This is a genomic window from Pseudomonas sp. JE3303 (assembly GCF_056312565.1).
Genome location: NZ_JBWGIF010000013.1, coordinates 127,754 through 152,660 on the forward strand (window position 1 = coordinate 127,754; position 24,907 = coordinate 152,660).

The following is a 24,907-nucleotide window of genomic DNA, read 5'->3' on the forward strand; positions in this document are numbered from 1 at the left end:
CCTGGCTGCCCCGATGAAGGGGCAGCCACTTCTCTCAGAGGGGCATGCGGTAGTGCAGGCTATAGCTCTCGACGCCATCGTTGGTCGAAGTAATGCCCGCATTGGAGTAGTGGATCGCCCGGATACCTACCTCTTGCCCGCCAGCGAAGCGCAGGCCGAATCCGATACGGTCCTCGAACTGGAAGGAGGAACCCAGCTGGTTGCTCTCGACTTCAGTGCTGGAAAACGCCGCTACGCCGATGCCCGCCTCGATGTAAGGCTTGACCGACTCACCGGCGAACTCGTAGACGAACACCGGTGCGAACGACAGGCTGTGATTGCTGGCCGTCTCGTCGCCGTCCCAGTAAGTGTAAGCGCCATCCCAGTAGCCGGTCAGCCGGCCGACACTGGTCTGCCACCAGCTCTTATCCCAATTCGATTGCAGGCCCAGCCGGTAGACCATCGTCGAATCGCCGGTCTGCCCCACCGACAACGATACATCTGCCGCCTGCGCGGTAAAAGTCTGCCCCAGGGTAACGACGGCAGCTGCCGCCAAGCAAAGCAGTTTCTTCATGAGAAACGTCCTTTTTCCAATGCTGTTGTTTGTTTTTCTGACTCTTCAGACAGGGGAGTAGAAATCAGCAGTGGCACGATAGTTCAGCTCGGGGCGCCGCTTTTTCACATTTTTTTTACATTGGAAAGCTGTTCACGCTGTCTGACTGCTGCCACAGCAGCGGCAGGATTTTCTTTAACTGCTCAGGACTGGCGCTGGTCCAGAACTGGGCCTCCCGCGCCGGACCGGCTGCCAGCAACTCGCGCTCGCGCAGCAGCCGTTGCAGCTGGCGCGCTACCGCAGCGCCGGTGTCGATGATCGCCACGTCGGCCGGAACCATCTCGGCCAGCAACGGGCGCAGGAAGGGATAGTGGGTGCAGCCCAGGATCAGGGTGTCGCAACGGGCGGCCAGCAGGGGCTGCACATAGCCTTGCAGCAACTGGCGAAGCGCAGGACTGCCCAGATCTCCTTGCTCGATGCACTCCACCAGCCCAGGACAGGGCTGGGTCACCACCCGTACATCGCTGGCGAAGCGGTCGAGCAACGCGGCGAACTTCGCGCTTTGCAGGGTGCCGGTGGTGGCCAGCACCCCCACCACGCCGGAGCGGGTCGCCGCCGCAGCAGGTTTGACGGCAGGCTCCATGCCCACCAATGGCCAATCGGGATAGCGTTCGCGCAGATCGGCGACCGCGGCCACCGTCGCGGTATTGCAGGCCAGGACCATGGCCTTGGCACCCTGGGCATGGAAGAATTCGGCAATCCACCGGCAGCGCTGGCGGATATGGTCGGCGGATTTTTCGCCATAGGGCACATGACCGCAATCGGCCACATAGAGCAGGGATTCATAGGGCAGCAGGTGGTGGATTTCGCGCAGTACCGACAGACCGCCGACGCCTGAATCCATCACGCCGACCGGCGCCGAGCGCTCAGCCATGCTGCGCGCCGCAGACAGCGCAGGCCGGATCACGCTTGACCCGCAGCTCACGCATGCGCGTGCCCAGCGCATCGATCAACAACAGGCGCCCCACCAAGGGCTCGCCAAATCCGACCAGCAATTTCAGGGCTTCTAGCGCCTGCAGGCTGCCCACCAGGCCGACCAGAGGCCCGATCACCCCCGCTTCGCTGCAGGTCAGCTCGGCCTCGCTGCCGTGCCCGTACAGGCAGTGATAGCACGGGCTGCCGGGCTGGCGCGGGTCGAATACCGAGAGTTGCCCTTCGAGACGGATCGCCGCGCCACTGACCAGCGGACGGCCAGCCGCGACGCAAGCTGCATTGACCGCCTCGCGGGTGCCGAAGTTGTCGGAGCAATCGAGCACCAGGTCTACCGACGACACTGCGGCGGCCAGGGAGTCCTGGTCCAGCGCCTGACGGTGCGGGACAAGCGTGATCTCGGGATTGATCACGCTCAGACGCTCCAGGGCCGAGTCGACCTTGCTCATGCCGACACTGGTGCTGTCGTGGATGACCTGGCGCTGCAGGTTGGTGAGGTCGACCGTATCGAAGTCCGCCAGATGCAGCTCGCCTACCCCAGCCGCGGCCAGGTACAGCGCCACTGGCGACCCCAGGCCACCAAGACCGACGATCAGCACCCGGCTTTGCTTGAGTTTCAGCTGGCCGTCGATGTCTACCTGCGCCAACAGGATCTGCCGGCTATAGCGCAACAGCTCCAGGTCGCTCAGCATGGCAGGCGTCCAAGGCTGATGCGTTCATGCCCGCCAAGGTCGCGACGGCTGGACACATCGGCAAAGCCACGATCGCTGAGCAGGGCCCGAACCGCCGCGGCCTGGTCGAAACCATGCTCGAGCAGCAGCCAGCCGCCAGGCAGCAGATGCGCCGGAGCCTGGGCGATGATCGTGCGCAGGTCGTCCAGGCCATCGCTGCCCGCTACCAGCGCGCTGCTCGGCTCGAAACGCACGTCGCCGACTGCCAGGTGCGGGTCTTGGGCTGCAATGTACGGAGGGTTGCTGAGGATCAGGTCGAAGTACTGGCCCGCAAGGCTGTCGAACCAATGGCTGGACCGCACCTGAACGTTTTCCAGGCGCAGGCGCTGGCGATTGCGCTCGGCCAGGGCCACGGCCTCTTCGATACGGTCGACAGCGGTCACCTGCCATGCCGGGCATTCGCTCGCCAGGGCCAGCGCAATAGCACCAGTCCCAGTGCCCAGGTCGAGAACGTGCGCGGGGCTGGCCGGCACCAGCTCGAGCGCGGTCTCGACCAGCAGCTCGGTGTCGGGGCGAGGAATCAGGGTGTGCGGCGCGACCTCCAGGTCGAGCTTCCAGAACCCCTGCTGCCCGAGGATATACGCCACCGGCTCGCCGCCACGGCGTCGTGCCAGGTAGTCGGCGAAGGTCTGTGCCGCTTCGCTGCTGACGATACGCTCGGGCCAGGTGTGCAGGTAGCTGCGCGACTTGCCGATGGCAGCGGCGAGGAGCAATTCGGCGTCAAGGCGCTCGGTGGGTGAATCCGGCAGCTGCGCGCCGCGCAGCAGGCTGGCGATGATGGTCATCAATCCCCCAGGGCGGCAAGTTGGTCGGCCTGGTACTCGGCCAGCAGCGGCTCGATCACGGCGTCGACACCGCCGGCCAGAACCTCGTCGAGGGAATACAGGGTCAGGTTGATGCGGTGATCGGTCACCCGCCCCTGTGGATAGTTATAGGTGCGGATACGCTCGGAGCGGTCACCCGAGCCGACCAGCAGCTTGCGCTCGGTGGCAATGGCGTTTTGCGCCGCGCTGGTCTGGATGTCGTTGAGCTTGGCCGACAGCCACTGCATGGCACGGGCACGGTTCTTGTGCTGCGAACGCTCTTCCTGGCACTCCGCCACGATCCCGGTGGGCAAGTGGGTGATGCGCACGGCCGAGTCGGTCTTGTTGATGTGCTGTCCACCCGCGCCGGAAGCGCGGTAGGTGTCGACGCGCAGGTCGGCCGGATTGATCTCGATCGCCACGTGCTCGTCCGGCTCGGGCAGCACCGCCACGGTGCAGGCCGAGGTGTGGATACGGCCCTGGGATTCGGTCTCGGGCACCCGCTGCACACGGTGCGCGCCAGACTCGAACTTGAGCTTGCCGTACACGCTGTCGCCTTCTACCCGGGCGATGATTTCCTTGTAGCCGCCGTGCTCGCCCTCGTTCTCCGAGAGGATCTCCAGCCGCCATCCTCGGCGCTCGGCATAGCGCGAATACATCCGGAACAGGTCGCCCGAGAAAATCGCCGCCTCGTCACCGCCGGTACCGGCGCGGATTTCCAGGAACACGTTGCGCCCGTCGTTCGGGTCCTTGGGCAACAGCATGCGCTGCAGCTGCGATTCGAGCACGACCAGCTGCTCCTTGGCGTCGCGCACTTCCTCGACGGCCATCTCGCGCAGGTCGGGGTCGGCATCCTTGAGCAACGCCTGGGCACCCTCGAGATCATCCTGCACCTTGCGCCAGGCCTGATAGGCGGCGTTCACCGGCTCGACTTCGGCGTACTCGCGCGAATAGGCGCGAAAACGCGTCTGGTCGCTGATGACCTCGGCATCACCCAACAGGGCGGTCAGTTCCTCGAAGCGGTCCTGGATCGTGTCCAGTTTATTGAGCAGCGACGCTTTCATTGCGGGGTTTTATCCGTCGAACCCTCATTGAGGGCAAAGAGTTCCTGAGCCATGGCCAATGCATCGAGGCGGCCTTCGGCTGAGAGCTTTTTCAACTGCACGCTGGGGGCGTGCAGAAGCTTGTTGGTCAGCCCGCGCGCCAGTTGCGCCAATACCTCTTCGGGATTGGCGCCGTTGGCCAGCAGGCGTTGGGCTTTGTTCAGTTCTTCGTCGCGCAGGCGCTCGCTCTGCTGGCGGTAGGCCTTGAGCACATCCACCGCCGCCAGCTCGCGCAGGCGCACCATGAAATCCTCGGCGCCAACCGACACCAGCTCCTCGGCGGCCTGGGCCGCGCCCTGGCGGCTCTTGAGGTTTTCCGCGACCACGTCGTGAAGATCGTCGACGGTGTACAGATAGACGTCGTCCAGCTCACCGACCTGCGCCTCGATATCGCGCGGCACGGCAATGTCGACCATGAAGATCGGCTTGTGCCGGCGCTGCTTGAGCGCGCTTTCCACGGCCCCCTTGCCCAGGATCGGCAACTGGCTGGCAGTGGAACTGATGACGATATCGCTGTTGGCGAGCTCCTGGGGAATGTCGGCCAGCAACACGGCGTGGGCGCCGAACTGCTCGGCCAGGATACTCGCGCGCTCCAGCGTGCGGTTGGCCACGACGATGCGGCGCACACCCTGCTCGTGCAGGTGCCGGGCGACCAGCGTGATGGTTTCGCCCGCGCCGATCAGCAGCGCCTGGCTGCGCCCCAGGTCGCTGAAGATCTGCTTGGCCAGGCTGACCGCCGCAAACGCCACCGATACCGGGTTCTCGCCGATGGCGGTATCGGTGCGCACCTGTTTGGCGGCGCTGAAGGTGGCCTGGAACAGGCGCCCGAGCAGGGGTCCGACGGTGCCGGCCTCGCGTGCCACGGCGTAGGCCGATTTCATCTGGCCGAGAATCTGCGGCTCGCCCAGCACCAGCGAGTCGAGACCGGAGGCAACCCGCATCATGTGACGCACGGCGTCGTGCTCTTCATGGACGTAGGCGCAGGCGCGCAACTCCTCGAGGCTCAGCTGATGATATTCGGCCAGCCAGCGCAGCACGCTGTCGGCCGCCAGGTGGTCCTGCTCTATATAGAGCTCGCTGCGGTTGCAGGTCGAAAGGATCGCCGCCTCGCGGCTGGCGGTCAGCCGACACAGCTGCTGCAGGGCATCTACCAGCTGCTCTGGCGTAAACGCCACGCGCTCGCGTACGTCTACCGAGGCAGTCTTATGGTTGATACCGAGGGCAAGAAAGGCCATGCAAGGTCGCTGGTTGTGACGTGAAGCCGATAATTGTCCTACTTCGCAGGATTCAGAACAACCACCGTTCGCTATTGTCCTAATATACCGAGTCCATCGCAGGTGGGTTTTGCCCCTGTGCTTGTGTCATGATGTTCCGACCGCCGGTTAGCCGTTCAAAGCCCCCATTTATGAATAGATCCTACGCATTGCTGCTCGCCCTCGCCTTGCTCCAGGGCTGCCAGAGCCTGGCCCCACAGAGCCAGGAAACAGCAGCCCCGGCCGCCGACGTCACCCCGGCAGAACCGGTGGCGCCCGTGGTGTATGGCTCGTTCAGCCAGGAGACGCTCTATAGCCTGCTGACGGCGGAGCTGGCGGGCCAGCGCAATCGCTTCGACATCGCCCTGCAAAACTACGTCGACCAGGCCGTGAAGACCCAGGATCCGGGCGTCTCCGAGCGGGCCTACCGCATTGCCGAATACCTGGGTGCCGACGAACCTGCGCTGGACACCGCGCTCATCTGGGCGCGCAACGATGCGAAAAACCTCGATGCACAACGCGCCGCCGCCATCCAGCTGGCCCGCGCCGGTCGCTACGACGACTCCATGACCTACATGGAGAAGGTGCTCCAGGGCCAGGGCGATACGCACTTCGACTTCCTTGCCCTGTCGGCCGCCGACACCGACCAGTCGACCCGCGACGGCCTGCAGCAGAGCTTCGACCGCCTGCTGGTCAAATATCCCGACAACGGCCAGCTGGTGTTCGGCAAGGCCCTGCTGCTGCAACAGGACGGCAACGCCCAGGCCGCGCTCGACCTGCTCGAGGAGCATCCGCCGCAGGAAGGCGAGATCGCCCCGATCCTGCTGCGCGCTCGCCTGCTGCAGGCCGTCGACCGCGGCCCCGAGGCCCTGCCCCTGCTGCGCAAGGCCATCAGCGAGAACCCCGACGACAAGCGCCTGCGCCTGACCTATGCGCGCATGCTGGTCGAGCAGGACCGCCTGGCTGACGCCAAGGCCGAGTTCGTGAGCCTGGTCCAGCAATATCCGGAGGACGACGAGCTGCGCTATTCGCTGGCGTTGGTGAGCCTTGAGAACAAGGAGTGGGAAGAAGCCGAGGGCTATCTGCAGGAACTGGTCGAGCGCGACAGCAATGTCGACGCTGCGCACCTCAACCTTGGCCGCATCCGCGAAGAGCGCAACGACCCCGAGGGCGCGCTGCGCGAATATGCGCTGGTCGGTCCTGGCACCGACTATCTGCCGGCACTGCTGCGCCAGTCCGACATTCTCATTGCCAACGGCCGCAGTGCCGAGGCGTCCCGGCTGCTGGCGGAGGCTCGCGAGGCTCAGCCCGACTACGCCATCCAGCTGTACCTGATCGAAGCCGAAAGCCTGGGCAACAACGGCAAGCAGGCGCAGGCCGACCAGGTATTGCAACAGGCCATCCAGCGTTACCCTGATGACCTGAACCTGCTCTATACCCGCGCCATGCTGGCCGAAAAGCGTGACGACCTGCCGCAGATGGAAAAAGACCTGCGTGCCATCATCACCCGCGAGCCGGAAAACGCCATGGCGCTCAACGCCCTGGGCTACACCCTGGCCGACCGCACCAGCCGCCTGGCTGAAGCCAAGGCGCTGATCGACAAGGCACACCAGATCAACCCGGACGACCCGGCCGTGCTCGACAGCCTGGGCTGGATCAACTATCGCCTGGGCAATCTCGACGAGGCCGAGCGCTTGCTGCGCCTGGCAATGGATCGCTATCCCGACCACGAAGTCGCCGCTCACCTGGGCGAAGTGCTCTGGGCCAATGGCAAGCGCCGCGAAGCGCGTCAGGTCTGGGCCAAGGCCTTCGAGACCCAGCCCGACAGCCCTATCCTGCGCAAGACCGTCCTGCGCCTGACCGGATCCGAGACCCTCTAGACCATGTTCATGCGCCATTGCATTACCTTTACCCTGATCGCCCTGCTGGCCGGCTGTGCCGGCTTCGGTTCCCGCGAGGCCCTGCAAGGCCAGGGCAACCCGCAGCAGTGGCGTGAACACAAGCAGCAGCTGAGCAGCCTCGATGGCTGGCAGATCAACGGCAAGGTCGGCATCCGCGCCCCACGCGATTCGGGCAGCGGCACGCTGTTCTGGCTGCAGCGCCAGGACTACTACGACATCCGCCTGGCCGGCCCGCTCGGCCGCGGTGCCGCACGCCTGACCGGCCGCCCCGGCGGCGTGGTGCTGGAAGTGGCCAACCAGGGCCGCTATGAAGCCGAAAGCCCGGAAACGCTGCTCGAAGAACAACTCGGATGGCGTCTGCCGGTGTCTCATCTGGTGTGGTGGGTACGTGGCCTGCCCGCCCCCGACAGCAAGAGCCAGCTGACCCTCGACGGCGACAGCCGCCTGGCCAGCCTTGCCCAGGATGGTTGGAAGGTCGAGTACCTGAGCTATGCCGAGCAGAACGGCTACTGGCTGCCAGAACGCATGAAGCTGCATGGCCAGGACCTCGACGTGACCCTGGTGGTCAAGGACTGGCAGCCGCGCCAGCTGGGCCACTGATCCATGCAGCATGCCACCCTGATACTGCCCGCTCCGGCCAAGCTCAACCTCTGGCTGCACATCCTGGGGCGCCGTGCGGACGGCTACCACCTGCTCGAAACCGTCTTCCAGTTTCTCGATCACGCCGATGAGCTGGGCTTCGCGGTGCGTCAGGACGGCGAAATCCGCCTGCACGACGCCATCGACTCCGTACCTCATGACAGCAACCTGATCGTCCGGGCGGCCCGCCAGCTGCAGCAATTGACCGGCTGCAGGCTGGGCGCCGACATCTGGTTGCAAAAGGTCCTGCCCATGGGCGGCGGCATCGGCGGGGGCAGCTCGGACGCTGCAACCACGCTGCTGGGCCTGGCGCATCTTTGGCAAGTCGACTGCACGGTCGACCAGCTCGCCGAGCTGGGCCTTACCCTCGGCGCGGACGTACCCGTGTTCGTCCGCGGCCACGCCGCATTTGCCGAAGGCGTCGGCGAGCAGCTCACCCCCGTCGACCCCGAGGAACCGTGGTACGTGGTGCTGGTCCCGCAAGTCGCTGTAAGTACAGCAGAAATTTTTTCGCATCCACTGTTGACACGTGATTCCTTGCCCCTTAAGATGCGCCCCGTTCCCAAGGGAAACAGTCGTAATGACTGCCAACCGGTCGTTGAGCAGAGTTACCCAGAAGTACGTAACTCGTTGAATTTGCTAAGCAAGTTCACAAATGCAAGGCTAACCGGAACTGGAAGTTGTGTGTTTGGGGCCTTCCCAAGCAAAGCTGAAGCTGATAAAGTTCTGGCCCTTCTTTCAGAGACCCAAACAGGGTTTGTGGCAAAAGGAAGCAACGTTTCGATGTTGCACCGCAAGCTGCAAAATCTGCTCTAGGAATCGAGTATCAGGTACTCGAAAGCAACAGATACAGGGGCGTCGCCAAGCGGTAAGGCAGCAGGTTTTGATCCTGCCATGCGTTGGTTCGAATCCAGCCGCCCCTGCCATTTTCCTTATACTCATCCAGGTATACCCTCAGCCTTCAGGTACTGCGCGTGTCCAAGATGATGGTCTTCACGGGGAACGCTAACCCCGATCTGGCTCGGCGTGTCGTACGTCAGCTGCATATCCCACTAGGTGATGTTTCTGTCGGCAAATTCTCCGACGGCGAAATCAGTACTGAGATTAATGAAAACGTCCGCGGTAAAGACGTATTTATCATTCAGCCGACCTGCGCGCCAACCAACGATAACCTGATGGAACTGGTAGTGATGGCCGACGCCTTCCGCCGCTCCTCAGCCTCCCGAATCACCGCCGTGATTCCCTACTTCGGATATGCCCGCCAGGACCGCCGTCCGCGTTCGGCACGTGTAGCCATCAGCGCCAAAGTCGTCGCTGACATGCTCACTGTCGTAGGTATCGACCGTGTACTCACAGTCGACCTGCACGCTGACCAGATCCAGGGTTTCTTCGATATTCCAGTCGACAACATCTACGGCTCGCCCGTTCTGGTCGATGATATCGAGGACCAGCGTTTCGAGAACCTCATGATCGTCTCCCCGGACATCGGTGGCGTCGTGCGTGCACGTGCCGTTGCCAAGTCCCTGGGTGTTGATCTGGGTATCATCGACAAACGCCGTGAAAAGGCCAATCACTCCGAAGTGATGCACATCATCGGCGACGTCGAAGGACGCACTTGCATCCTGGTAGACGACATGGTCGACACCGCCGGCACCTTGTGCCATGCGGCCAAGGCCCTGAAAGAACACGGCGCTGCCAAGGTCTATGCCTACTGCACGCACCCTGTCCTCTCGGGTCGGGCGATCGAGAACATCGAGAAATCCGTGCTGGACGAGCTGGTGGTGACCAACACCATCCCGCTGTCCGCTGCAGCACAAGCCTGTGACCGTATCCGTCAACTGGATATCGCACCGGTCGTTGCCGAGGCGGTACGCCGCATCAGCAATGAAGAATCGATCAGCGCGATGTTCCGCTAAGGGCCCTGCCCACGCGAAACACCCGTTGATGAAAAGCGCCCCGCCCCAACACTTCCGTTGGGGCGGGGCTTTTTTGCCCACCCCGCGTTGGCGCTGGTCGCAAGTGCCACTCGGGGCTGGCTATTTTGGAGAAGCAAAATGACCGATTTCATCCTGAACGCACAAGCGCGTACTGACCTGGGGAAAGGTGCGAGCCGCCGCCTGCGTCACGCTCTGAGCATCCCTGCCGTGGTATACGGTGGCGATAAAGAAGCCCAGTCCCTGACCATCGTGGCCAAGGAAATCGCCAAGCTGTTCGAAAACGAAGCTGCCTACAGCCACGTGATCGAGCTGAACGTTGACGGCGTCAAGCAGAACGTCATCGTCAAGGCCATGCAGCGCCACCCTGCCAAGCAGTTCATCATGCACGCTGACTTCATCCGCGTCGTTGCTGGCCAGAAGCTGACCGCCATCGTTCCAGTGCACTTCATCAACGAAGAAGCACCGGTCAAGAAAGGCGGCGAAATCTCCCACGTAGTGGCCGAGATCGAAGTTTCCTGCGAAGCCAAGGACCTGCCAGAGTTCATCGAAGTCGACCTGGGCAATGCCGACATCGGCACCATCATCCACCTGTCGGACCTCAAGGCTCCGAAAGGCGTCGAGTTCGTAGCCCTGGCCCACGGTGATGACAAGGCTGTTGCCAACGTCCACGCACCGCGCGTTGCTCCAGAAGCTGAAGAAGGCGCTGCCGAGTAATCCACTCGCGCGCCGGTGTTGATCGGGTTACAGTGCCGCGCACCGTAACCCACCAACTCCAAGGAAGAGCCCCTACGTGACCGCCATCCAGTTGATCGTCGGCCTGGGAAATCCCGGCCCCGAATACGAACAGACCCGGCATAACGCAGGGGCTCTTTTCGTTGAACGCATTGCCAGCGCCCAGCGTGTTTCACTGACCGCTGACCGCAAGTATTTCGGCCTGACGGCTAAATTCAGCCATCAGGGCAACGATGTTCGCTTGCTGATCCCCACCACCTACATGAACCGCAGCGGCCAGTCCGTGGCGGCATTGGCCAATTTCTTCCGGATTCCGCCTGCGGGCATCCTGGTGGCACACGACGAACTCGACCTGCCTCCCGGCGTTGCCAAGCTCAAGCGCGGCGGCGGCCATGGTGGGCACAACGGCCTGCGCGACATCATCGCGCAGCTCGGCAACCAGAACGACTTCCATCGCCTGCGGCTCGGCATCGGCCACCCAGGGGATGCCAAGCTGGTCTCCAACTTCGTCCTGGGCCGCGCACCGCGTGCCGAGCAGGACAAGCTCGACGCCAGCATCGACTTTGCCCTCGGCGTGCTGCCCGATGTCCTCGCTGGCGACTTCGCCAAGGCGATGCGCGAACTGCACAGCCAGAAGGCCTGATCTCTCAAGAGGGGAATTCCCATGGGTTTCAATTGCGGCATCGTCGGCCTGCCAAACGTCGGCAAGTCCACCCTGTTCAACGCGCTGACCAAGTCCGGTATCGCAGCTGAGAACTTCCCCTTCTGCACCATCGAGCCGAACAGCGGCATCGTGCCGATGCCCGACGCGCGCCTCGACGCACTCGCGGCCATCGTCAAGCCGAACCGCGTGCTGCCGACCACCATGGAGTTCGTCGACATCGCCGGCCTGGTTGCCGGTGCCTCCAAGGGTGAAGGCCTGGGCAACAAGTTCCTCGCCAACATCCGCGAGACCGATGCCATCGCCCACGTGGTGCGCTGCTTCGAAGACGAGAACGTGATCCACGTTTCCAACAGCGTCGACCCCAAGCGTGACATCGAGATCATCGACCTCGAGCTGATCTTCGCCGACCTCGACAGCTGCGAAAAGCAATTGCAGAAGGTCACCCGCAACGCCAAGGGCGGTGACAAGGACGCCCTGGCGCAAAAAGCGATTCTCGAGAAACTCATCCCCCACTTCACCGAAGGCAAGCCTGCGCGCAGCCTGATGAAAGACATGGGCGCCGATGAGAAGGCCGTGGTCCGCGGCTTCCACCTGCTGACCAGCAAGCCGGTCATGTACATCGCCAACGTGGCCGAGGACGGCTTCGAGAACAACCCGCTGCTCGACGTGGTCAAGGCCATTGCCGAGGAAGAAGGCGCGGTCGTGGTACCGGTGTGCAACAAGATCGAAGCCGAGATCGCCGAGCTCGATGAAGGCGAAGAAAAAGACATGTTCCTCGAAGCCCTCGGCCTCGAAGAGCCTGGCCTGAACCGCGTCATCCGTGCCGGTTACGGCCTGCTCAACCTGCAGACCTACTTCACCGCAGGCGTCCAGGAAGTCCGCGCCTGGACCGTGCGCATCGGCGCCACCGCCCCACAGGCCGCTGGCGTGATCCACACGGACTTCGAGAAAGGCTTCATCCGCGCTGAAGTGGTCGCCTATGACGACTTCATCCAGTACAACGGTGAAGGCGGCGCGAAAGAGGCTGGCAAGTGGCGTTTGGAAGGCAAGGACTACATCGTCAAGGACGGCGACGTGATGCACTTCCGCTTCAACGTCTGATGCCGACGTAAAACTGCTTCAACAAAAAGACCGCGGCTTGCCGCGGTCTTTTGCTGTGTCGGTTTCTACAGCCCGTTCGCTAGCCCTCTTTGGCACCACGGATGGAGGGTGAGCAGGATTCATGTGCTGTACCCCCTCTGCCCGGTTTGATGACGGTGGCCGTGGCCACCATAAGCACCCCCACCAGCACCATGCCAAGTCCATTGCTTCCTACCCATCCAATGCTGCTCAGCAGCAACGAGGGCGTAAACGCCCCGATCGTCGCGCATACCGCGATGGCCAGGTCATTCCTGCCCTGCATTCCGAAGGCCTCGGGGTTGCCTTCAAGTGCCTGGGCCAGCAGCGCGGCGCCGCCTACGTAGGTGAGGTTCCAGCCGAGCCCGAGCACGATCAGCGACAGGCTCATCATCGCGTAGCTGTGGGAAGCCATGTTGATGGCGGCGCAGGTGGCAAGCAGAAGCAGGCCGGCGTGGAGCGTGGTCTTGACTCCGAACTTGCCAATGATCGCGCCGGTGAAAAACGAGGGAGCGAACATGGCGATTACATGCCATTGGATAGCCAGGCGCATATCGGAGAAATCCTCATGGCGGTGCCCCATGTGCAGCGACGCCTGGATCATCAGCAGGTTCATGATGCCGTAGCCCATGGCCGCGATCGCCATGGCGAGTGTAACGACGGGGGTCATGACCCTGGTCTTGGCTTCGCCTTCGGGTGCACGCGTCTTGACAGACACCGCCGGGGCCTCAGGCAGGCAGACCGCGATCAGCAAGGACAACCCGGCCAGCGCAACGAAGGCGGCGTGATGCCAGGCTCTGCGTTTTCGGTGACGCGCGACTACCGGCGCTACGCACGCATCAACTGCACGCATTTCACCCCGGCGATTGAAGCGCACTTCGCGATCTGAAACAGGTCCCGACTGTCACGACTCCTGCGGACCAACTGCTGTCAGCGCCCGTGGATACTGTTGGGCAGGACGATACAGCACTCACGCCCTTTGTTCTGGAATGGTCGCATTGGTTCACAAATTCCTGAACTGATTATTTGCCGCTGGGGATTTTTCCCGGCGGCGCCGCTCACCAGAATCGGCCCCACGACAATCACAATAATCGTGAGCCCCATGGACCAGATCCTCCAAGCCCAGGTTCGGCAAGCCGCCGCCGACCTCGTGGATGCCTTCGCCAGCAATGACACCACGCGCTACTTCGACTGTTTCAGTGAAGACGCCAGCTTCTTTTTCCACACCTTGCCGCAACCGTTGCTCTCGCGCAGCGCCTACCAGGACCTCTGGCAGCAGTGGCAGGACGAGGGCTTTGCCGTGCTCGGCTGCCAGTCGAGCAATGCCTGCGTGAGCCTGCAAGGCGAGGTGGCGATCTTCATGCACGATGTGGCGACCCATATCCGCCAAGGCGGCACCGAGCATCTGTTGCAGGAGCGCGAGAGCATCGTCTTCCGGCTGCACGGCGAACGCTGGCTGGCGTGCCACGAACACCTTTCGGTAGCCTCCCCGGCCTGACATTCTTCGCGGCATTGCCGCTCTGCCATCGCACCCATAAAAAGGGCCCGCGCTACTGCGCTCGCCCACTACAACAGCGCTGGAGCCTTACGATGAGCCAATCGACCGGTATCGAAACCAACGGTGTCGAGCAGATACCCGACCACCAACGCGACGCCTCGCCCACCGACCTGTTCCGCCTGATCTTCGGCGGCGCCAATACCTTTGCTACCGCGGTGCTCGGCAGTTTCCCCGTGCTCTTCGGGCTGTCTTTCGAGGCGGGCCTGTGGGCGATCATCCTGGGCGTCAGCGTCGGCGCCTTGATTCTCGCGCCCATGGGACTGTTCGGTGCGCTCAACGGCACCAACAATGCGGTGTCTTCCGGGGCACACTTCGGGGTGCACGGGCGCATTGTCGGCTCGTTCCTGTCGCTGCTGACGGCGGTGGCGTTCTTCTCGCTGTCAGTGTGGAGTTCCGGTGATGCGCTGGTCGGCGGCGCCAAGCGGCTCGCCGGTCTCCCGGAAACCGACCTGACACTGGGCCTGGCCTATGGGCTGTTCGCGGTGCTGGTGCTGATCGTCTGCATCTATGGCTTCCGCTTCATGCTGTGGGTGAACAAGATTGCGGTCTGGGCGTCGAGCCTGCTGTTCCTGCTGGGTATCGCCGCCTTCGCGGGGCCGTTCGATGCGGGCTATGCCGGCAGCGTGAACCTTGGACAGCCGGGTTTCTGGGCGGCTTTTGTCGGCTCGGCGATCCTGGCCATGAGCAACCCCGTGTCGTTTGGAGCCTTTCTAGGCGACTGGTCCCGCTACATTCCACGGCACACCGCGAAGTCGCGGATCATGCTGGCGGTGATCGCGTCCCAGGCCGGTACACTGATCCCGTTCTTCTTCGGCCTGTGCACGGCCACGCTGGTGGCGTCACAGGCGCCGCAATACATCGAGACCAACAACTATGTCGGCGGCCTGCTGGCCATCTCGCCAGCCTGGTTCTTCTTGCCGGTATGCCTGATTGCCGTGATCGGCGGCATGTCCACCGGCACCACGGCGCTGTACGGCACCGGGCTGGACATGTCCAGCGTGTTCCCACGCGTGCTGAGCCGCGCCGCAGCCACCGTGCTGATCGGGGTGGCGGCCATCGCCTTCATCTTCATCGGCCGCTTCACTTTCAACCTGGTGCAGAGCGTGTCGACATTCGCCGTGCTCATCATCACCTGCACCAGCCCCTGGATGATGATCATGATCCTCGGCCTGATCACGCGCCGCGGTTTCTATCATGCCGATGACCTGCAGGTGTTCACCCGTGGCCAGCAGGGTGGCCGCTACTGGTTCCAGCATGGCTGGAACTGGCGTGGCATGGGCGCCTGGATTCCCAGCGCGGCGCTTGGCCTGTGCTTCGTCAACCTGCCGGGCCAGTTCGTCGGGCCACTGGGCGAAATGGCCGGCGGCATCGACATCAGCCTGCCGGTCACCTTGGGCATGGCCTGCGTGCTGTACCTGGCACTGCTCAACTTCTTTCCCGAACCCGCAGCGGTGTATGGGCCCAGCGGGCCGCGCTGGGTGCGCTCGAAATGCACTGCGAGCGCCCCCGTGGGCACCGCCGGAATCGCCTGACTCGCTGACTGGAACCTGACCATGACTTCATCGCACTACATCGCCGGCCATTGGGTCGAAGGCGCTGGCACCGACTGCATCACCGTGCATGACCCTGCCCTGGGCGAGCCATTCGACGAGCTGCGCGCCGCCAGCCTCGAGCAGGTCGACCAAGCTGTCGCGGCCGCGCGCCATGCGCTGCCGGGCTGGAAAAACCACACTGCCAGCGAACGCGCGGGTTACCTGCGGGGTTTCGCCGAGCAGCTGGGTCAGCGCCGCGAGGCGTTGATCAGCTTGCAGATGCGCAACAACGGCAAGCCACGGCATGAGGCAGAGGTGGACCTGGACGATGCCATCGCCACCTTCGCCTACTACGCCGAACTGGCTGAGCAGCTGCCTGGCAAGAATATTGACGTGCCGCTGGCCCAGGATGGGTTCAAGGCCCGTACCCGCCTGGAGCCCGTCGGCGTCGTGGGCCTGATCGTGCCGTGGAACTTCCCACTGGTGACCAGCGCCTGGAAGCTGGCTCCGGCCCTGGCAGCCGGGTGCACCGTGGTACTCAAGCCGTCCGAAGTCACCCCGTTGGCCGAACAGGCGTACGGACAGATCGCCGACGCCGTGGGCCTGCCCGCCGGCGTGCTGAACATCGTCAATGGCAAGGCCGAGACCGGCGCGGCGCTGAGCAGCCACAACGGCCTGGACAAGCTCTCCTTCACCGGCAGCAACGCCGTCGGCAGCCAGGTGATGCGCAGCGCTGCGAGCCAGTGCCGGCCCGTTACCCTTGAGCTGGGCGGCAAGTCCGCGATCATCGTGTTCGATGACTGCGACGTGGATCAGGCAGTCGAGTGGATTGTCGCGGGCATCAGCTGGAACGCTGGACAGATGTGCTCGGCGACCTCCCGCCTGCTGATCCAGGAAGGCATCGCCGACGCCCTGTTGCCGCGGTTGCAGGCGGCGTTCGAGAACCTGCGGGTCGGCAACCCGCTGACCGAAGAGGTGGACATGGGGCCGCTGACCAGCCAGGGCCAATGGCTCAAGGTTGCGGCCTATTTCGCCACTGCCCGGGAAGAAGGCCTCCAGTGCCTTGCCGGCGGCGAAAACCTGTCTCCGCCAGGCTGGTTCGTCAGCCCCACACTGTATGCCGACGTGCCGACCGACAGCCGCCTGTGGACCGAGGAAATCTTCGGCCCGGTACTCTGCTCACGGCGCTTTGCCACTGAGGCCGAAGCGATTGCCCTGGCCAATGACAGCCGCTTCGGGCTGGTCGCCACCGTGTGCTCGGCCGATATCGAGCGGGCTGAACGCGTGGCCGATGCGCTGGAGGTCGGGCATGTCTGGATCAACTCGATCCAGGCGGTGTTCGTGGAGACGTCCTGGGGCGGCACCAAGGGCAGCGGAATAGGCAGAGAGCTGGGGCCGTGGGGATTGGCGGGGTATCAGTCGGTGAAGCACGTCACCCGGTGTATGGGATAGACACGCCTGACGACCGCCTCGGTCGGCCCTGTAATGGACTGGCAAAACCATTCCATTACAGGTTCAGTCGACCGCTGGTTCTACGAAGCGTTTTCCGGCCCCCTCACTGCCGGCTCTTGCAACAACACCATGCTCTGCGGCGACGACAAGGCAATCCCGCGCTCGCGCAACCGCTCGAGAATGGTGAACAGCAAGTCGCTGCGGGCCCCGGATACCGCGCGCGGGCCGGCGACGTAGCCGCTGGCGCTGAGCACCAGGCCAGTGCTGGTCAGGTCCTTGAAACTCACCGACGGCGACGGCGCATCGAGAATCGCCTCGTGCTCGCCGTAGGCTTCCAGCAGCAGGTCACGCACCTGCGAAGGATCGGTTTCCAGTGGCAAGGTCAGGGTGATCCCTACCACGCCAAGGGCGTTGCCCATGGTGACGTTGCGTACGTTCTGCGAGATGAACTGCGAGTTAGGCACGATCACCGTGGAGCGGTCGGACATCTGGATCTCGGTGGCGCGCACGTTGATCCGGCGGATATCGCCTTCGACACCGGCCAGGCTGACCCAGTCGCCCACCTTCACCGGACGCTCGGTCAGCAGGATCAGGCCCGAGATGAAGTTCTGCACGATCGCCTGCAAGCCGAAACCGATACCGACCGATAGCGCACTGACCACCCAGGTAAGACTGGTGAGGTTGATGCGCAGGATCGACATGACCAGCATCGCCAGGAACAGGAACCCCAGGTAGCCGACCAAGGTGACCAGGGAGGCACGCATACCGGCATCCATCTCGGTCTCGGGCAACAGGCGCTCGCTGAGCCACTGCTTGAGCACGCGCAGGCCGAACATGCCTCCGACCAGCAACACCAGCGCCACCAGGATGTCCTGCGGGACGATGTTCAGGTTGCCCAGGGTCTTGGCGCCGCTGACGTTCCACTCGCCAAGACTCAACAGCAACTCACCCGGACTGGTGCCCGTCGGCAGAATGGCCAGCAAGGCTGCGGTGAACAGCAGCACCGTACGGCCCACGCCCGCCAGCACGGTGCTCGCCTGAGCCTGGTGACGCGGCGCCAGGCCCAGCGCGGAGGCCAGCGCGAGGCCGCCCGGTTGACGGGGTGAAAGCAGGCTTTCGCACAAGTCACCGAAGGCTGCCACGAGCAGGTAGGTGCAGGTTGCGATGACGCTGATCCACAGCAGCTTTCCAGTGAGGAAGTACGCGAGGGTCAGGTAGCCCGTCAGCAGGGTCAGCAAGATCGCCGCGACCCAGGCAGTGATGACGAAGGGAATCAACCCCGCCAGTCCCGGCGGGCGCTCGAGCTCGTGCTGGCGGCGGATACGGCGGTACTGTATCAGCGCGGCGGCATAGATCAGCGCGACGACCAGCGCTGTCAGCCCGTTGGTGGCTACTGTCAGCGCCAGGCTGCTGGCGATCACGCTGTTGATTCGCTCCTGAGTGAGCAGCAGCATCAGGGCCCCGCCCAATACGGGCGCGAACCAATGCAGCGCAGAAGCCACTTCGTCTGGAATGCCCGGCAGGCGCCAGGACGGCCGCGCCAGCATCAGCATCGCCCGTCCCAGGCCGGCGATGAAGGAACAGAACACCACGAGGGTCAGGATCTGGTTGGTCAGGCTGGCAATATCAGTGCCCAGTTCGGCACTGTTTTCCAGTCCCCAGCGCACTAGCGCGACGGCACCGCCGATGGTGGTCAACGTGGCCAGGCCGACGCCGAGCGCCAGCGCGCTGCGCCGCAAGCGGCCTTCGGGCAGCCACCGCAGCACCGCCCATGCCAGGAAGCGCTCGAGCAGGCGGCGTCCCAGCGTCCAGACGAGAATGGCAGCGATCAGGCTGCCGATGAAAAAGCCGCGTATCCCCGCACTGATCGCGCTGTCCACGGCGGCGACCGCCTCATCGCGCAGCTCGCGCAGGCGGCGAAGATCGTCATCGGTCGGACGGATCAGGCTGGACCAGAACGCCGGGCTCAGCGGGCTGGCCGCGCGCGAGGTCACCTGCGAGTTGAACAGGCTGCGGCGCAGGTTGATGATCTGCGCCGCGAGGTCACGCGCCGACTGCGCGAGTTGCGTAGCTTGCTGGACCTGAGCCGTGACGGTTTTTTTCTCGGCCGTGAGCTGCTGACGCTGGCGCTTGATGCTGTCGGCCTCGTCAGGCAGAACCGGACCCAGTACGTTGAGCTGGTCGTCGACCCGCTGAAGATTCGTCGTACGCTCCGTGAGCAGCGTATCGGCCTGGCGTTGCACTTGCAGCGCGCCCTGGCGCAACTGGGCGAGCAGGTCGTCGTTGGCGTTGCTGGTCACGCCTTGGCGGATCAGGTCGAGCCGGTCGCTCAACTGGTCCAGCGTGGCATCCTCGGCGAGCGCCGGCAGCTCGGCCGCCGGTCGTTGCGCGGGAGCCTCGGGGGCGGACCAGGCCGGCAAGGCTACCCATAGCATCAGGGCAAGTATCCCCGTGCACAAACTGTTCAGGCTGACACGCCTCATCGAATTTTCCTCTTTCATGTCGCGACGGGCGGATTCTACGCCGGTCACTGCGGATCAGGCAGGTGGTGTTTCACGATCAAGCAGCTGGCGCTTGCGCTCGACGCCCCAGCGGTAGCCGCTCAGATCGCCATTGCGGCGCACCACGCGGTGGCAAGGGATCGCCACCGCGATACGATTCGCGGCGCACGCCTTGGCCACCGCCCGCACCGCGGCCGGTGCGCCGATGCGCTCGGCGATCTCGGTATAGCTCACCCGGCTGCCCGGCGGCACCTCGCGCAAGGCCCGCCAGACCCGCTCCTGGAACGCCGTGCCCTGCACATCCAGCGGCAGGTCCAGGCCCAGAGCGGGCGCCTCGACGAAGCCGACCACTTCTGCGACCAGACGCTCGAACCCGGCGTCACCGCCGATCAGGCGGGCCTTGGGGAATTGATCCTGCAGCTCGGCCAACAGCCGCTCGGGTTCGTCGTCGAGCAGAATCGCGCACAGGCCGCGCTCGCTCTGCGCCACCAGGATCGCGCCCAGCGAGCACTGGCCGATGGCGAAGTGGATGGTCGCACCGGTGCCGCCATCGCGAAAATCGCGTGGGCACATGCCCAGGCGTTCCGCCGCGCTTTCATAGAAGCGGCTGTTGGAATTGAAGCCGGCGCCGTAGATCGCCTCGGTAACCGAGGTAGAGGCATCACCCAATTGCTCACGTACCTTGCGCGCACGGAAGGCCGAAGCGTAGGCCTTGGGCGTCAGGCCCGTTTCCGCCTTGAACTCGCGTTGCAGATGGAACGGGCTCATGCTCAGGTGCTGGCCCAGTTGCTTGAGGCTCAAGGACGCTTCGCTGGCTTCGATCAGGCGGCAGGCACGCGCTACCCACTCGCTGCGCCGCGCGACGCCTCTGGAGCAACGTAGGCAGGCACGGTAGCCAGCGGCCTGGGCCTGCGCCGGGGTGGCGAAGAACTCGACGTTTTCGCGCTTGGGCGCGCGTGCGCTGCACCCAGGATGACAGTAGATGCCAGTCGTGCGCACGGCGTATACGAAATGGCCGATGCCGGTGGGGTCGCGGGTCAGCACCGCTTGCCATCGCTGAGAATCGGAGATGAATGTCATGTCGTACTCCGCCATTGGATCGCAGGACTCAGGCCCGCCACAGGTACCACGAAGCTGCCGTCCGGTGCGGGCTCCATACTGCCGCCAGCGAGCGCATCTGCGCAGGCGTCGGCGCCTTGTCCAGCCCCTTCATCCGACGATAACCCTCGCGTACGCCAAGGTCATCCACCGGCAGGATATCCCCGCGTTCCAGGCTATAGATCAGCAACATCTCCACCGTCCATCGCCCTACCCCTCGCAGGCTGACCAGGCGCTCGATCAATGCCGCGTCGCTGAGCAGCAGCGCTTCGTCCCTGCCAGGCACCACGCCATCCAGACGCGCCTGGGCGATACCCTGGATGGTCGCCAGCTTGTTTGCGGAGAAACCGCAGGCGCGCAGGACTTCCGGCGTGCTTGCCAGGAGCTGGGCGGGTGCAGGGAAATCCACCTCGGGAAACAGCGCCAGCATGCGGCCGAGAATCGCGTCACCTGCACGAGGGTGCAGTTGCTGGTAGGCGATCGCGCGAACCAGCGCTTCGTAAGGCTCGCGGCCTGGCGTAGCCTGGTGAAGGCAGGGGCCGATCGTGGCGATATGACGCGCCCAGTCGGGGTCGAGGGTGGCGAGGAATCGGGTTGCTTCTTCGAGGGGGGTCATGGGGGTGGTCGTTTGGGTGGGGACAGGGTCAGTCTAGCTTGACCGCCCGTCGTCCCGAATTCCGAATCTTGCGGGGTATCTGATGGAGCTGGGATTGCATGCCGCTCAACGCTTGCTGGTCGACGGCAGCAGCACCGCCAGCAGGCCGAACAACGGCAGGAACGAGCACAGGGTGTAGACGTACTCGATGCCGCGCAGGTCGGCCAGGTAGCCCAGCAGCGCCGCACCGATGCCGCCGAAGCCGAACATAAGGCCGAAGAAGATGCCGGCGATCATGCCGACGCTGCCTGGCACCAGTTCCTGTGCATAGACCACGATGGCCGAGAATGCCGAGGCCAGGATGAAGCCGATCACCACGCTCAGCACGCTGGTCCAGAACAGGTCAGCGTACGGCAGCACCAGGGTGAAAGGGGCGACGCCCAGGATCGAGAACCAGATCACTGCCTTGCGCCCGATCCTGTCGCCGATCGGCCCGCCAAAGAAGGTGCCCGCGGCGACTGCGCCCAGGAACAGGAACAGGTGCAGCTGCGAGCTCGCCACCGACAGGTCGAACTTCTCGATCAGGTAGAAGGTGAAGTAGCTGGTAAAGCTGGCCATGTAGAAATACTTCGAGAACACCAGCAAGCCCAGTACCACCAATGCCGCCATCACACGCTGGCGCGACAGGCCATGGGTGGCCGGGGCAGCGGCGCGGGCCTTGAACTGGCTGAGGTGGTCCTTGTACCAGCGGCGCAGCAGCAAGGTCACCCCGAAGAAGAACAGCCCTGCCAAGCCGAACCAGGCAACATTACCCTGGCCGAACGGAATCACGATCGCCGCCGCCAGTAGCGGGCCAAACGCAGACCCGGCATTGCCGCCCACCTGGAAAGTCGACTGCGCCAGGCCAAAGCGCCCGCCCGAGGCCAGGCGCGCGATGCGCGAGGTTTCGGGGTGGAAGGTCGACGAGCCGATCCCCACCAGCGCCGAGGCCAGCAGGATCATCGGGAAGCTGCCGACAAATGCCAGCATGACGATACCGACCAGCGTGCAGAGCGTGCCCAGCGGCAGCAGGTTCGGTGTGGGCTTGCGGTCGGTATGGAAGCCCACCCAGGGTTGCAGCAGGGAGGCGGTGATCTGAAAGGTCAGGGTGATCAGGCCGATCTGCGCAAAGCTCAGGTTGTAATTGGCCTTGAGTAGCGGATAGATGGCCGGCAGTACCGACTGGATCAAGTCGTTGATCAAGTGCGCCAAGGCGCAGAAGCCGATGATGCGCATCACCAAGGGATTGGCCGGGGCCGTGGTGGCGCTGGCTGTCGTGCTGGTCTGGGTACTGCTGAGGGCCATGGGAGGTATATCCGTCCGCGGTATCGGGATCCAATTATCGAGAAACAACTCGACACAAAGCCACTGTTTTTACCGGCTATTCGTGCATTGAGCCGGGGGGTTGGGCTAAGCGTTTGATCGTAGGTTAATTTTTTTGAATCGAGGTGTTGACAGGGAGGCGTTTCGAGCTAATAATGCGCGCCACTTGGCTACATAGCTCAGTTGGTTAGAGCATAGCATTCATAATGCTGGGGTCCGGGGTTCAAGTCCCTGTGTAGCCACCAAATACTTGTTTACAGACTTCTTCTGAAGTCCATAAACATATCAAGAAGCCCGCCTAGTGCGGGCTTTCTTGTGTCTGGCATATTCGTTCTGCCGCCTCAGAGGGCCAGGGTCAGGCCCATGTGCCTTGGCCGCGCTTTCTCCTGCCTTGGCTCCTGCAAGGTAACCAGGGCGCTGCGCATGAGTCATCACGCGCGCCCCTCGGCTCGAATCAGCTCATTCCCAGCCAGGTCGGCAACGCCAGGGAAACGAACGGGACATAGGTCACCAGGATCAGGAACGCAAGCATCACCAGTAGCCACGGCGAGACCGCACGTACCACTCGGGTCAACGGCATGCCGGTGACGGCCGAGGTGACGAACAGGTTCAATCCGGTGGGTGGCGTGATCAGGCCGATCTCCATGTTCACCACCATGATGATGCCCAGGTGAATCGGATCGATACCCAGTTTCATGGCGATGGGGAACAGGATCGGTGCCAGGATCAGGATAATCGCGGAAGGCTCCATGAAGGTACCCGCGATCAACAGCACGATATTCACCACCAGCAGGAACTCGACCGGGGTGAAGCCTTGCGCCACTACCCAGGCGGTGATCGATTGGGGAATCTGCTCGGTGGTCAACACGTGTGCGAAGAGCATGGCGTTGGCGATGATGAACATCAGCACCACGCTCAGCTTACCGGCTTCGACCAGCACCCTTGGGCACTGACGCAGGGTCATGTCCTTGTAGATGAAGATCGCGACGAAAGCCGCGTATACCGCCGCCACGGCTGCCGCTTCGGTCGGGGTGAACATGCCCGAGTAGATGCCGCCAAGGATGATCACCAGCAACAGCAGCCCCCATCCGGCCTTGCGGCCGGATTCGAGGACTTGCCTGAATGAAGCGCGTGGCAGCGATGGCATGTTTTTCACGCGGGCGATGATGTAGATGGTGATCATCAAGACCACGCCCAGCAGCAAGCCTGGGATCACCCCGGCCATGAACAGCTTGCCCACGGAAGTCTCGGTTGCCGTGGCATAGACCACCATGACGATCGAGGGTGGAATCAGGATGCCGAGGGTCCCGGCGTTGCATACGATGCCCGAGGCGAATTCCTTCTTGTAACCCGAACGCACCATGCCGGCGATGACGATCGAACCGACCGCGGCTACCGTCGCCGGAGACGAACCGCACAAGGCCGCGAACAGCATGCACGCCAGGATCGCAGCAATGGCCAGGCCTCCCCTGATGTGCCCGACACAGGCATTGGCGAAATCGATCAGGCGACGGGCAACGCCGCCAGTGGTCATGAATGCACCGGACAGCAGGAAGAAAGGGATCGCCAGCAGCGTGTAGTGCTCGCTGGTCTCGAACAGCTTGATCGCCAATGACCGTACCGAGTCGTGACTGAAGAACAGAATGGTCATGGCCCCGGACAGCCCCAGGGAGATCGCCACTGGGATGCCGATGAACATCAGCACGAACAGGGCGACGAACAGGAAAGCGATGGTCATCGTTTGGCCTCCTGGGCATTGGTCTCTTCTGCCAGCTTCACGGCATCTTCTGCTTCGCCGTGGCCTCCGATATTCAGCTTCCGGCCCTGCACGACATCCACCAGCACCTGCGCAAAGCGTATGAACATCAAGGTGAAGCCGACCGGCACGATGATCACGATGTGCCACTGCTTGATCCCGAAGCGGTCGAGGTCCTCGGCGCCGATGCCGGCGGTAAACAGGGTAGCGACCCATTGCTCGCTGGAGTAAGCCATCAGCGCGCAGTACGCCATGCAGCCCAGCAGCGCGAGAATCGCCACGGCTCGTTGCAGTGCGGGTTTGAAGAGGCGTACCAGCAGGTCGACGCCAATATGCGCGCCGATGCGTACACCCCAGGCAAGGCCGACGAAAATCAGCCAGCCGAACATGGCCTTGGTCAGCGCCACGCTCCAGGTCATTTCCTGGGCAATGAACATGATGCCGTCGCCCAGGGTAAACATGAAATCGCTGGCGAAGGGCAGCGAATCACCCAGGGCGTAGAAAAGCCCATAAAGGTTGTTGAAAACCACGTACGCAAAGGTAATCAGCGTCATGCCTGCCAAGAGGAAGGCCACGAACAGTTCTTCAACGCGATTCCAGACACGGGCGACAGCGTGCATGGGGGATCTCCATCAATGAAGCGGTATCGAAG

22 protein-coding genes, 2 tRNA genes and 1 pseudogene are annotated in these 24,907 nt (G+C 63.4%); 12 read left to right on the plus strand and 13 right to left on the minus strand.

Features of this window, described 5'->3' with window-relative positions; all coding sequences use genetic code 11:
- Positions 1–34: 34 nt before the first annotated feature.
- The 6 genes from AC0ZZU_RS18950 to hemA form a co-directional block, all read right to left on the minus strand.
- Complete coding sequence (locus AC0ZZU_RS18950) at positions 35–553, minus strand: acyloxyacyl hydrolase (protein WP_476342721.1); 519 nt, start codon at positions 551–553, stop codon at positions 35–37.
- A 115-nt stretch (positions 554–668) separates the two neighbouring features.
- Positions 669–1,466: a glutamate racemase gene (gene murI / locus AC0ZZU_RS18955; protein WP_476342722.1), complete on the minus strand. Its 798-nt coding sequence runs from the start codon at positions 1,464–1,466 to the stop codon at positions 669–671.
- Positions 1,459–2,214 (minus strand): molybdopterin-synthase adenylyltransferase MoeB, encoded by a 756-nt coding sequence (locus tag AC0ZZU_RS18960; RefSeq protein WP_476342723.1) that lies wholly within the window; start codon positions 2,212–2,214, stop codon positions 1,459–1,461. The genes murI and AC0ZZU_RS18960 overlap by 8 nt, the downstream gene beginning before the upstream one ends.
- Positions 2,208–3,038, minus strand: a complete 831-nt coding sequence (prmC, locus tag AC0ZZU_RS18965) for a peptide chain release factor N(5)-glutamine methyltransferase (RefSeq protein ID WP_476342724.1) — start codon at positions 3,036–3,038, stop codon at positions 2,208–2,210. Before prmC ends, AC0ZZU_RS18960 begins: the two co-directional genes overlap by 7 nt.
- Positions 3,038–4,120, minus strand: a complete 1,083-nt coding sequence (gene prfA, locus AC0ZZU_RS18970) for a peptide chain release factor 1 (protein ID WP_476342725.1) — start codon at positions 4,118–4,120, stop codon at positions 3,038–3,040. The genes prmC and prfA overlap by 1 nt, the downstream gene beginning before the upstream one ends.
- Positions 4,117–5,394, minus strand: a complete 1,278-nt coding sequence (gene hemA / locus AC0ZZU_RS18975; RefSeq protein WP_158460432.1) for a glutamyl-tRNA reductase — start codon at positions 5,392–5,394, stop codon at positions 4,117–4,119. Before hemA ends, prfA begins: the two co-directional genes overlap by 4 nt.
- A 170-nt stretch (positions 5,395–5,564) precedes the next feature.
- Between hemA and AC0ZZU_RS18980 the strand changes: the two genes are divergently transcribed.
- From AC0ZZU_RS18980 to ychF, 8 genes are all read left to right on the plus strand, one after another.
- The gene (locus AC0ZZU_RS18980; RefSeq protein ID WP_476342726.1) at positions 5,565–7,292 is read left to right on the plus strand and encodes a tetratricopeptide repeat protein; all 1,728 of its coding nucleotides are present in this window, start codon (positions 5,565–5,567) and stop codon (positions 7,290–7,292) included.
- A 3-nt stretch (positions 7,293–7,295) separates the two neighbouring features.
- Complete coding sequence (gene lolB / locus AC0ZZU_RS18985) at positions 7,296–7,913, plus strand: lipoprotein insertase outer membrane protein LolB (protein WP_476342727.1); 618 nt, start codon at positions 7,296–7,298, stop codon at positions 7,911–7,913.
- 3 nt (positions 7,914–7,916) lie between these two features.
- A complete protein-coding gene (gene ispE, locus AC0ZZU_RS18990) occupies positions 7,917–8,768 on the plus strand; it encodes a 4-(cytidine 5'-diphospho)-2-C-methyl-D-erythritol kinase (RefSeq protein ID WP_476342728.1) in 852 nt (283 codons plus the stop codon).
- Between the two features lie 35 nt (positions 8,769–8,803).
- Positions 8,804–8,878: transfer RNA gene (locus AC0ZZU_RS18995), tRNA-Gln, on the plus strand.
- Between the two features lie 48 nt (positions 8,879–8,926).
- Positions 8,927–9,868 (plus strand): ribose-phosphate pyrophosphokinase, encoded by a 942-nt coding sequence (locus tag AC0ZZU_RS19000; RefSeq protein WP_099773531.1) that lies wholly within the window; start codon positions 8,927–8,929, stop codon positions 9,866–9,868.
- A 138-nt stretch (positions 9,869–10,006) separates the two neighbouring features.
- Positions 10,007–10,603, plus strand: coding sequence for a 50S ribosomal protein L25/general stress protein Ctc (locus tag AC0ZZU_RS19005; RefSeq protein WP_476342729.1), 597 nt, complete (start codon positions 10,007–10,009; stop codon positions 10,601–10,603).
- A gap of 76 nt (positions 10,604–10,679) precedes the next feature.
- Complete coding sequence (pth, locus tag AC0ZZU_RS19010) at positions 10,680–11,264, plus strand: aminoacyl-tRNA hydrolase (protein ID WP_476342730.1); 585 nt, start codon at positions 10,680–10,682, stop codon at positions 11,262–11,264.
- A gap of 21 nt (positions 11,265–11,285) precedes the next feature.
- Positions 11,286–12,386: a redox-regulated ATPase YchF gene (gene ychF / locus AC0ZZU_RS19015; protein WP_476342731.1), complete on the plus strand. Its 1,101-nt coding sequence runs from the start codon at positions 11,286–11,288 to the stop codon at positions 12,384–12,386.
- Positions 12,387–12,465: 79 nt separating this feature from the next.
- Here the strand turns inward: ychF and AC0ZZU_RS19020 are convergent.
- Positions 12,466–13,059 (minus strand): annotated as a pseudogene (locus AC0ZZU_RS19020) (MFS transporter); the annotation flags it as partial.
- A 444-nt stretch (positions 13,060–13,503) separates the two neighbouring features.
- Between AC0ZZU_RS19020 and AC0ZZU_RS19025 the strand changes: the two are divergent.
- From AC0ZZU_RS19025 to AC0ZZU_RS19035, 3 genes are all read left to right on the plus strand, one after another.
- Entirely contained in the window at positions 13,504–13,899 is a 396-nt protein-coding gene (locus AC0ZZU_RS19025) for a nuclear transport factor 2 family protein (protein WP_476342732.1), read from the plus strand.
- Between the two features lie 92 nt (positions 13,900–13,991).
- The gene (locus AC0ZZU_RS19030) at positions 13,992–15,491 is read left to right on the plus strand and encodes a purine-cytosine permease family protein (RefSeq protein ID WP_476342733.1); all 1,500 of its coding nucleotides are present in this window, start codon (positions 13,992–13,994) and stop codon (positions 15,489–15,491) included.
- A gap of 21 nt (positions 15,492–15,512) precedes the next feature.
- Positions 15,513–16,943, plus strand: a complete 1,431-nt coding sequence (locus tag AC0ZZU_RS19035; RefSeq protein ID WP_476342734.1) for an aldehyde dehydrogenase family protein — start codon at positions 15,513–15,515, stop codon at positions 16,941–16,943.
- Between the two features lie 80 nt (positions 16,944–17,023).
- On the opposite strand, the gene AC0ZZU_RS19040 is transcribed toward AC0ZZU_RS19035, so the two are convergent.
- The 4 genes from AC0ZZU_RS19040 to AC0ZZU_RS19055 form a co-directional block, all read right to left on the minus strand.
- Positions 17,024–19,426, minus strand: coding sequence for a DUF3772 domain-containing protein (locus AC0ZZU_RS19040; protein ID WP_476342735.1), 2,403 nt, complete (start codon positions 19,424–19,426; stop codon positions 17,024–17,026).
- A gap of 54 nt (positions 19,427–19,480) precedes the next feature.
- Positions 19,481–20,524 (minus strand): bifunctional DNA-binding transcriptional regulator/O6-methylguanine-DNA methyltransferase Ada, encoded by a 1,044-nt coding sequence (ada, locus tag AC0ZZU_RS19045; protein WP_476342737.1) that lies wholly within the window; start codon positions 20,522–20,524, stop codon positions 19,481–19,483.
- Positions 20,525–20,552: 28 nt separating this feature from the next.
- Positions 20,553–21,158: a DNA-3-methyladenine glycosylase family protein gene (locus AC0ZZU_RS19050; RefSeq protein ID WP_476342738.1), complete on the minus strand. Its 606-nt coding sequence runs from the start codon at positions 21,156–21,158 to the stop codon at positions 20,553–20,555.
- A 105-nt stretch (positions 21,159–21,263) separates the two neighbouring features.
- Positions 21,264–22,481, minus strand: a complete 1,218-nt coding sequence (locus AC0ZZU_RS19055; RefSeq protein ID WP_476342739.1) for an MFS transporter — start codon at positions 22,479–22,481, stop codon at positions 21,264–21,266.
- 186 nt (positions 22,482–22,667) lie between these two features.
- Between AC0ZZU_RS19055 and AC0ZZU_RS19060 the strand changes: the two genes are divergently transcribed.
- Positions 22,668–22,744: transfer RNA gene (locus tag AC0ZZU_RS19060), tRNA-Met, on the plus strand.
- Positions 22,745–22,953: 209 nt separating this feature from the next.
- Here the strand turns inward: AC0ZZU_RS19060 and dctM are convergent.
- Entirely contained in the window at positions 22,954–24,237 is a 1,284-nt protein-coding gene (gene dctM / locus AC0ZZU_RS19065; RefSeq protein WP_476342740.1) for a C4-dicarboxylate TRAP transporter large permease protein DctM, read from the minus strand.
- Complete coding sequence (locus AC0ZZU_RS19070) at positions 24,234–24,875, minus strand: TRAP transporter small permease (RefSeq protein ID WP_476342742.1); 642 nt, start codon at positions 24,873–24,875, stop codon at positions 24,234–24,236. The genes dctM and AC0ZZU_RS19070 overlap by 4 nt, the downstream gene beginning before the upstream one ends.
- Positions 24,876–24,907: the final 32 nt, after the last annotated feature.